7 protein-coding genes are annotated in these 7098 nt (G+C 70.1%); 3 read left to right on the plus strand and 4 right to left on the minus strand.

Annotation, left to right across the window (positions count from 1 at the left end; translation table 11 throughout):
* The 3 genes from AB7U92_RS18670 to zwf form a co-directional block, all read right to left on the minus strand.
* On the minus strand, positions 1-242 hold a 242-nt coding region (locus AB7U92_RS18670; protein WP_428580366.1), incomplete at its 3' end, for a hypothetical protein.
* 163 nt (positions 243-405) lie between these two features.
* The gene (locus AB7U92_RS18675) at positions 406-1275 is read right to left on the minus strand and encodes a MurR/RpiR family transcriptional regulator (RefSeq protein WP_428580385.1); all 870 of its coding nucleotides are present in this window, start codon (positions 1273-1275) and stop codon (positions 406-408) included.
* Between the two features lie 5 nt (positions 1276-1280).
* Positions 1281-2726: a glucose-6-phosphate dehydrogenase gene (zwf, locus tag AB7U92_RS18680; RefSeq protein WP_428580369.1), complete on the minus strand. Its 1446-nt coding sequence runs from the start codon at positions 2724-2726 to the stop codon at positions 1281-1283.
* 166 nt (positions 2727-2892) lie between these two features.
* On the opposite strand from zwf, the gene tal reads away from it, so the two are divergent.
* Genes tal through AB7U92_RS18695 form a run of 3 tightly spaced genes read left to right on the plus strand, consistent with a single transcriptional unit; the run spans position 2893 to position 6046 of the window.
* Positions 2893-3840 (plus strand): transaldolase, encoded by a 948-nt coding sequence (tal, locus tag AB7U92_RS18685; protein WP_428580372.1) that lies wholly within the window; start codon positions 2893-2895, stop codon positions 3838-3840.
* Positions 3840-5435: a glucose-6-phosphate isomerase gene (pgi, locus tag AB7U92_RS18690; RefSeq protein WP_428580375.1), complete on the plus strand. Its 1596-nt coding sequence runs from the start codon at positions 3840-3842 to the stop codon at positions 5433-5435. Before tal ends, pgi begins: the two co-directional genes overlap by 1 nt.
* A complete protein-coding gene (locus AB7U92_RS18695; protein ID WP_428580378.1) occupies positions 5432-6046 on the plus strand; it encodes an HAD family hydrolase in 615 nt (204 codons plus the stop codon). The genes pgi and AB7U92_RS18695 overlap by 4 nt, the downstream gene beginning before the upstream one ends.
* A 3-nt stretch (positions 6047-6049) precedes the next feature.
* On the opposite strand, the gene AB7U92_RS18700 is transcribed toward AB7U92_RS18695, so the two are convergent.
* Positions 6050-7098, minus strand: a 1049-nt coding sequence (locus tag AB7U92_RS18700; RefSeq protein ID WP_428580381.1) for a M14 family metallopeptidase, incomplete at its 5' end; no start/stop codon positions are given.

Here is a 7098-nt window from a genome sequence, read left to right on the forward strand (position 1 = left end):
TCGAAGCTGATCTGGGCATGGATGTCGGCACCATTGCCGGTGGCGGCGCTGACAGCGCTGCGCCGGTCCTCCACCGAGCCGTGGCAGCTCGTGCAGCTCTGCAGGCCTGAATTGCCGGATGCTGGCCCCGTGTTCTCGAACAGCGGTTTGCCGCGCGTGGCATCGCCGGAGGTGGTTTGTGCCCACGATGACGATGCCGCGAGGGTGGCAGCGACAGCAATGATCGGCAGGTGACGGTGCATAGGACTTCTTTGGATGACAGCGACGCCGCGATTCCAGCCTGCGTCGCAGCCCACAGGGGCTACCAAAGGTTACCGGGTGTGGACTGCTGCACGCTTTGCGGGTTAGCGCTTTCACCGTGGCGATTGCACGTCGATGCACGGCGGCCGATGACCGCCGCGAGCACTATTCCGGCCGCGCGTAGCGCTTCGCCCGCAGGTTCTTCTTGATCTCCTGCAGCATCGGCCGCAGCTCGCCGGGCAGGCGCAGCGCCACCGCGGTGGTGAGGATGTCGATCACCATCAGGTGCAGCAGGCGAGACACCATCGGGCTGTAGCGGTCATAGTCTTCCGGGTGGTCGACGGCCAGCAGGATCTGCGCCGCACCGCCCTGACCCATCTGCGCGAGCGGCGAGCCGCTGGCGGTGATGACGATGGTGGTGGCGCCCTTGCGGCGCGCGATCTCGGCCACGTCGAGCAGGTCGCGGCTGCGGCCGGAGTTGCTGATGATCACCGCACAGTCGCCCGGCTCCAGCATGGTGGCGCTCATCACCTGCACGTGGCCGTCGCTCACCGCGGCGGCATGCACGCCGAGGCGGAAGAACTTGTGCTGCGCATCCAGCGCCACGATGCCCGAGTTGCCGACGCCGTAGAACTCGATGCGCTTGCCGTTGCGTCCGGCCTCGGCCAGCGCCGAGATGGCGCGCTCGAAGGCGTGGCTGGCGGCATCGTTGCGGTACTTGAGCAGCGCGCTGACCGCGTTGTCGATCACCTTGACGACGATGTCGCTGGTCTTGTCGTCTTCGTCGACCGCGCGGTGCACGAAAGGCACGCCCTCGTTGACGCTGCCGGCGAGCTTGCGCTTGAAATCCGCCAGGCCGTCGTAGCCGACGCTGCGGCAGAAGCGCACCACGGTCGGCTTGCTGACGTGGGCACGCTCGGAGAGTTCGGCCACCGGCAGCGTGGCGAAGGCGCGCGGGTCGGCCAGCAGCAGCTTGGCGACGCGTTGTTCGGCCGGCGGCAGCGCGGGAATCGACGCCTTGATACGGTCCAGCAGATCGCTCATTGCTCTTCCGACCAGGCGAAGCCGTCGCGTGCCACCAGCGCGCTGGCTGCCGCCGGGCCCCAGGTGCCGGCCGAGTAGGGGCGCGGGCCGGTGCTGTCCTGCGCCCAGGCCGTCAGCACGGGCTCGACCCAGCGCCAGGCCTGCTCCTGCTCGTCGCTGCGCACGAACAGGTTCAACCGCCCGGCGATCGCATCGAGCAGCAGGCGCTCGTAGGCGCCCACGCGGTTGGCGGCGAAGGCCTTGTCGAAATCGAGGTCGAGGAATACCGGTGCCAGCGTATCGCTGGTGCCCGAGCCCTTGGCGGCCATCAGGTGCAGCTCCAGGCCGTCTTCCGGCTGCAGCTTGATCACCAGCTTGTTCGGTTGGCTCGTGCCGGGGAAGATGCTGTGCGGCGCCGGGCGGAAGTTGACGACGATCTGCGCGTCGCGTGCGGCCAGCCGCTTGCCGGTGCGCAGGTAGAAGGGCACGCCGGCCCAGCGCCAGTTCTGGATCTCGGTGCGCAGCGCGACGAAGGTCTCGGTGCGGCTGTCGGCCGGCACCTTGATCTCCTCCAGGTAGCCCGGCGCCGGCCGGCCGTCGCAGTTGCCGGCGCGGTACTGGCCGCGCACCACGTCGCGCGCCACGCTCTCGGCGCTGAAGGGCTTGAGCGAGCGCAGCACCTTGAGCTTCTCGTCGCGGATGGCGTCGGCGTCGTTGCTGCTCGGCGGCTCCATCGCCACCATCGTCAGCAGCTGCAGCGCATGGTTCTGGATCATGTCCCGCAGCGCGCCGGTGCGGTCGTAGAAGTCGCCGCGCGTGCCCACGCCCAGGCTCTCGGCCAGCGTGATCTGGATGTTGGCGATGCTCTCGCGCCGCCACAGCGGCTCGAACAGGGCGTTGCCGAAGCGCAGCGCCATCAGGTTCTGCACCGCCGGCTTGCCGAGGTAGTGATCGATGCGCAGCGCCTGGTCCTCGCGGAAGGCGCCGCGCACCACCCGGTTGATCTCCTGCGCGCTGGCCAGGTCGTGGCCGAGCGGCTTCTCCAGCACCACGCGCACGTTCGGCCCGTTCAGACCCACGTGACCAAGCTGCGCGCAGATCTGCGGAAACAGGTGCGGGCTGGTGGCGAGAAACAGCACCGCCGTGTCGGCGCCGCGCATGTCGATCCACTCCTTCAGCCCGGCATAGTGCTCGGGCAGCGAGAGATCCATGCGGCGGTAGTGCAGCAGCGCGGCGAAGCGGGCGAACTCCTCGTCGCTCGGGCGCTTGGCGCTCTCGACCTCGACGAAGCGTTCCTTGATGAACTGGCGGTAGTCGTCGTCACTGCGCTCGTCGCGCGCCACCGAGAGGATGCGCCCGCCCTCGGGCAGCTTGCCGTGGCGCCAGGCCTGGAACAGCGCAGGCATCAGCTTGCGCCAGGTGAGGTCGCCGGTGCCGCCGAAGAAGACGAGGTCGAAGGACATGCTGTGCCGCGCCGGCAGGAGCCGGTGATGTAACCAAGTTTCGGCCGCGATGATGCATGAGTTTCTTGTCCCGGTCAACGACACGGTCAGGTCGGGTTACGGCCGAGGCCGGGTCGGCCTGGGTTCTAATCGGGGCTGCGCCGCGGGCGCTGAACGATCCTCCGCCATGAACCAGCTCGACCAGCTCAAGCAACACACCACCGTCGTCGCCGACACCGGCAACTTCAGGCAGCTCGCGCAGTTCGCGCCGCGCGACGCGACCACCAACCCGTCGCTCATCCTCAAGGCGGTGCAGCAGCCCGACTACGCGCCGCTGCTCGCCGATACGGTGGCGGCGCACAAGGGCCAGCCGCTCGACGAGATCGTCGACCACGTGCTGGTGCGCTTCGGCCGCGAGATCCTGCAGGTGGTGCCGGGGCGCGTGTCCACCGAGGTCGATGCGCGGCTGAGCTTCGACACCGCCGCCACGGTGGCGCGCGCGCGCCGCATCATGGCGATGTACGAGGATGCCGGCATCGGCCGCGAGCGCGTGCTGATCAAGATCGCCTCCACCTGGGAGGGCATCCAGGCGGCGCGCATCCTCGAGCACGAGGGCATCCGCTGCAACCTGACGCTGCTGTTCTCGTTCTGCCAGGCGGTGGCCTGCGGCGAGGCCGGCGTCCGGCTGATCTCGCCCTTCGTCGGCCGCATTTGCGACTGGTACAAGAAGTCCGCCGGGCCGGGCTGGGACGAGGCCGCGAATGCCGGTGCCAACGACCCCGGCGTGAAATCGGTGGCGCAGATCTACACCTACTACAAGAAGTTCGGCATCGCCACCGAGGTGATGGGCGCGAGCTTCCGCAACACCGGCCAGATCCTCGCGCTGGCCGGCTGCGACCTGCTGACCATCAGCCCGGAGCTGCTGGCGCAGCTGCAGGCCTCCGACGCGCCGGTGACACGTGCGCTCGACCCGGCCGCCGCCGCAAAGGCCCCCGTGCATGCGGTCGCCTACAACGAGGCCAGCTTCCGCTGGGCGCTCAACGAGGATGCGATGGCCACCGAGAAGCTCGCCGAGGGCATCCGTGCCTTCGCGGCCGATGCCGGCAAGCTCGACACGATGATCGCGGGGGCGTGATGGACGCGCTGCGCTGCGATCGCACCGAAGCCTGGGCGGCCCTGCAGGGCCACTACGAAGCGCATGGCCGCGGGCTGGATCTGCGCGAGGCCTTCGCCCGCGATCCCGGCCGCTTCGCCTCGCTGTCGTTCGAGGCGCCGGAGGTCTTCGCCGACCTGTCGAAGAACCTCGTCGACCTGGCCACGCTGAAGTTCCTCGTCGCCCTCGCCCGCGAATGCCGGCTGGAGGAACGGCGAGACGCGATGCTGCGCGGCGAGGCCATCAACACCACCGAAGGCCGCGCCGTGCTGCACACCGCGCTGCGTGCGCCACGCGGCGCCGGGCCGTTCTCCGACGAGGTGCACGGCGTGCTCGACGCGATGCTGGCCTATGCCGAGACGGTGCGCGACACCGCCGCCAGCGGCATCCGCCATGTGGTCAACATCGGCATCGGCGGCAGCGACCTGGGGCCGCAGATGACCGTGCCGGCGCTCGATGCCTTCGTGCACCCGGGGCTGCAGTTCCACTTCGTGGCCAACGTCGACGGGCACGACATCACGCCGGTGCTGCGCCACCTCAAGCCCGCCGAGACACTGTTCATCGTCGCGAGCAAGACCTTCACCACGCAGGAGACCATGGCCAACGCGCACGCGGCGCGGGCCTGGTTCCTCGCCAACGGCGGGTCCGACACGGCCAGGCACTTCGTCGCGACCACCACCAACGTGAAGGCCGCGGCCGAGTTCGGCATCACCACCACCTTCGGCTTCTGGGACTGGGTGGGCGGCCGCTACTCGCTGTGGAGCGCGATCGGCCTGCCGCTGGCGCTGGCGATCGGCGCCGACCACTTCCGCGCCCTGCTGGCCGGCGCGCACGCGATGGATCGCCACTTCGCCGAAGCGCCGCTGGCGAAGAACCTGCCGGCGTTGCTCGGCCTGCTCGACGTCTGGTACCGCAACTTCCATGGCTTCACCAGCCGCAGCGTGGCGCCGTACCACCAGGGGCTGAGGCGCCTGCCCGCCTACCTGCAGCAGCTGGAGATGGAGAGCAACGGCAAGCGCGTCGACCTCGCCGGTGAACCGCTGCCCTTCGGCACCAGCCCGGTGGTGTGGGGCGAGCCTGGCACCAACGGCCAGCATGCCTACTTCCAGATGCTGCACCAGGGCACCGACCCGATTCCGGTGGAGTTCATCCTCGTCAGGCGGCCGACCCATGCGCTGGCCGACCTGCATGCCAAGCTGCTGGCCAACGGCCTGGCGCAGAGCCAGGCGCTGATGCTGGGCAAGACCACCGAGCAGGCCCTGGGTGAGCGCGCGCCGACGGCCTCGAAGGAACTCGACGCCGGCACGATCGCGAAGCACCGTACCTTCCCGGGCAACCGGCCGAGCACCACGCTGCTGCTCGATCAGCTCACACCACGTTCGCTGGGCGCGCTGGTCGCCATGTACGAGCACCGTGTGTTCACCAGCGGTGCGATCTGGGGCCTCAACAGCTTCGACCAGTGGGGCGTGGAGCTGGGCAAGGCCCTGTGCAACGATCTGCTGCCGCGGCTCGCCTCGGGCGATGCGGCGGGCCTCGATGCCTCCACCGCCGGCCTGCTGGCGCGGCTGAGGGCGTGAACGTCGTCTTCGACTTCGGCGGTGTGCTGTTCAACTGGCACCCGCCCACACTGCTCGCGCGCCACCTGCCGCAGCGCGTGCACGACGAGGCCACGGCGCGGCGCTGGGTGGCCGACTTCTTCCAGGGCTACAGCGGCGACTGGGGCGACTTCGACCGCGGCACGGTCGAGCCGGGGCCGCTGGCCGAGCGGATCGCGGCGCGCACCGGCCTGGCGGTCGACGAGGCGCGGCGCGTGATCGATGCGGTGCCGGCCGAGCTGACGCCGATCCCGGACACCGTCGAGCTGCTGCACGCGCTGCACGCCGCCGGCCGGCCGCTGTACTTCCTGTCGAACATGCCCGAGCCCTACGCGCGGCACCTGGAAGCCACTCACGGGTTCCTGGCGCTGTTCCGTGGCGGCGTCTTCTCCGCGCGGGCCGGGCTGTGCAAGCCGGAGGCGGAGATCTTCTCGCACTGCGCGCATGCGCATGGCCTGGAGCCGGCACGCACGCTGTTCATTGACGACGTGGTCCACAACGTCGAGGCGGCCCGCCGCGCCGGCTGGCAGGCGATCCACTTCGTCGACGCCGATCAGTGCGCGCGTGAGCTGCGCGGCTTCGGGCTGCTCTGAATCTCAGCGGGCGGCAAGGCCCGCGACCGCCTGCCGCGCGGCCTCGAAGCCCTGCGCCAGCACGGCCCCCTTCCAGGCGTCGGTGTCGGTGTAGAAGGCGTCGCGCACCTGGCGCTTGATCGCCTCGCGCTGGTCGGCCCCGGCCTCGGGGTGGTTCTCCAGCCACTGGTCGGCGCGCAGGGCGTCGAGCACCTCGGTCACCGGTACGGTGCCGTACTCCAGCGCGATGCCGGTGTACTCGGCCTGCGGGCATTCCTCGTAGGCCGTCATCCACATCAGCCCGGTCAGCATCGCCGAGGCCGAGCTGCCGTCGTAGATGGAAGTGATGCCGTCGCCCCACCAGGCGCGGGCGCGGGCCAGCGCGGCCGCATCGTCGCGGCAGGCGAAGATGCGCTCGCCCACGCCGCTGGGGCCCAGGCCGGTGTGGAAATCGATCCAGCCCAGCCGCTTGCAGCGCTTCGCATGTTCCTGCAGCACATGGCGCAGCGTCACGTTGCTCCAGGTCGGGTTGCGGCCGCCGTAGAAGAGGCCTTCGGGATGGTCGTGCTGCCCGCTGGTCACCGCCTGCTGGTAGGCGCGCAGGCCGTGCGCAGCTATCTGGCGCTGCAGCGCCGCGGCGGTCTCCGGCGCGGGCGGCCAGGTCGGGGGCACCAGCAGCGCGGCGATCTCGTCGTAGCCGGGGTTGGCCGGCAGCGGCTGCGAGAAGTCGTGGAAGTTGCGGTTGAGGTCGACGTTCTCCTGCGTCGTGCGCCGCCACCAGGAGAAGCCCCAGGGGTTCAGCGCGTGCAGGTAGAGCACGGCCACGCCGCTGTCGCGCAGCAGGCGGTGCCAGGCCTCGTCGTGCAGCAGCGCCTGTTGCACGCCCGAGCCGCAGAAGCCCTCGACGCCGTGACAGCCGCTGGACAGCACCAGCAGCGCGTGAGCATCGCGCGCACCTTCGTGCACCACATCCATCGCCAGCGCCTCGCCGTCGCGGCCGAGCAGCGGGTGGGCGTGGCTCTCCACGTCGAGCCCGGCGGCCTCGGCCGCGGCGAGGAAGCGCGAACGCGCCT

The organism is Piscinibacter sp., from assembly GCF_050175855.1.
In the GTDB taxonomy this organism is placed as follows: Bacteria; Pseudomonadota; Gammaproteobacteria; order Burkholderiales; family Burkholderiaceae_C; genus Piscinibacter.

Coding starts and splice junctions, on each gene's coding strand:
- zwf (WP_428580369.1), bottom strand. CDS start 2,726: ATGTCCTTCGACCTCGTCTTCTTCGGCGGCACCGGCGACCTCACCTGG.
- tal (WP_428580372.1), top strand. CDS start 2,893: ATGAACCAGCTCGACCAGCTCAAGCAACACACCACCGTCGTCGCCGAC.
- pgi (WP_428580375.1), top strand. CDS start 3,840: ATGGACGCGCTGCGCTGCGATCGCACCGAAGCCTGGGCGGCCCTGCAG.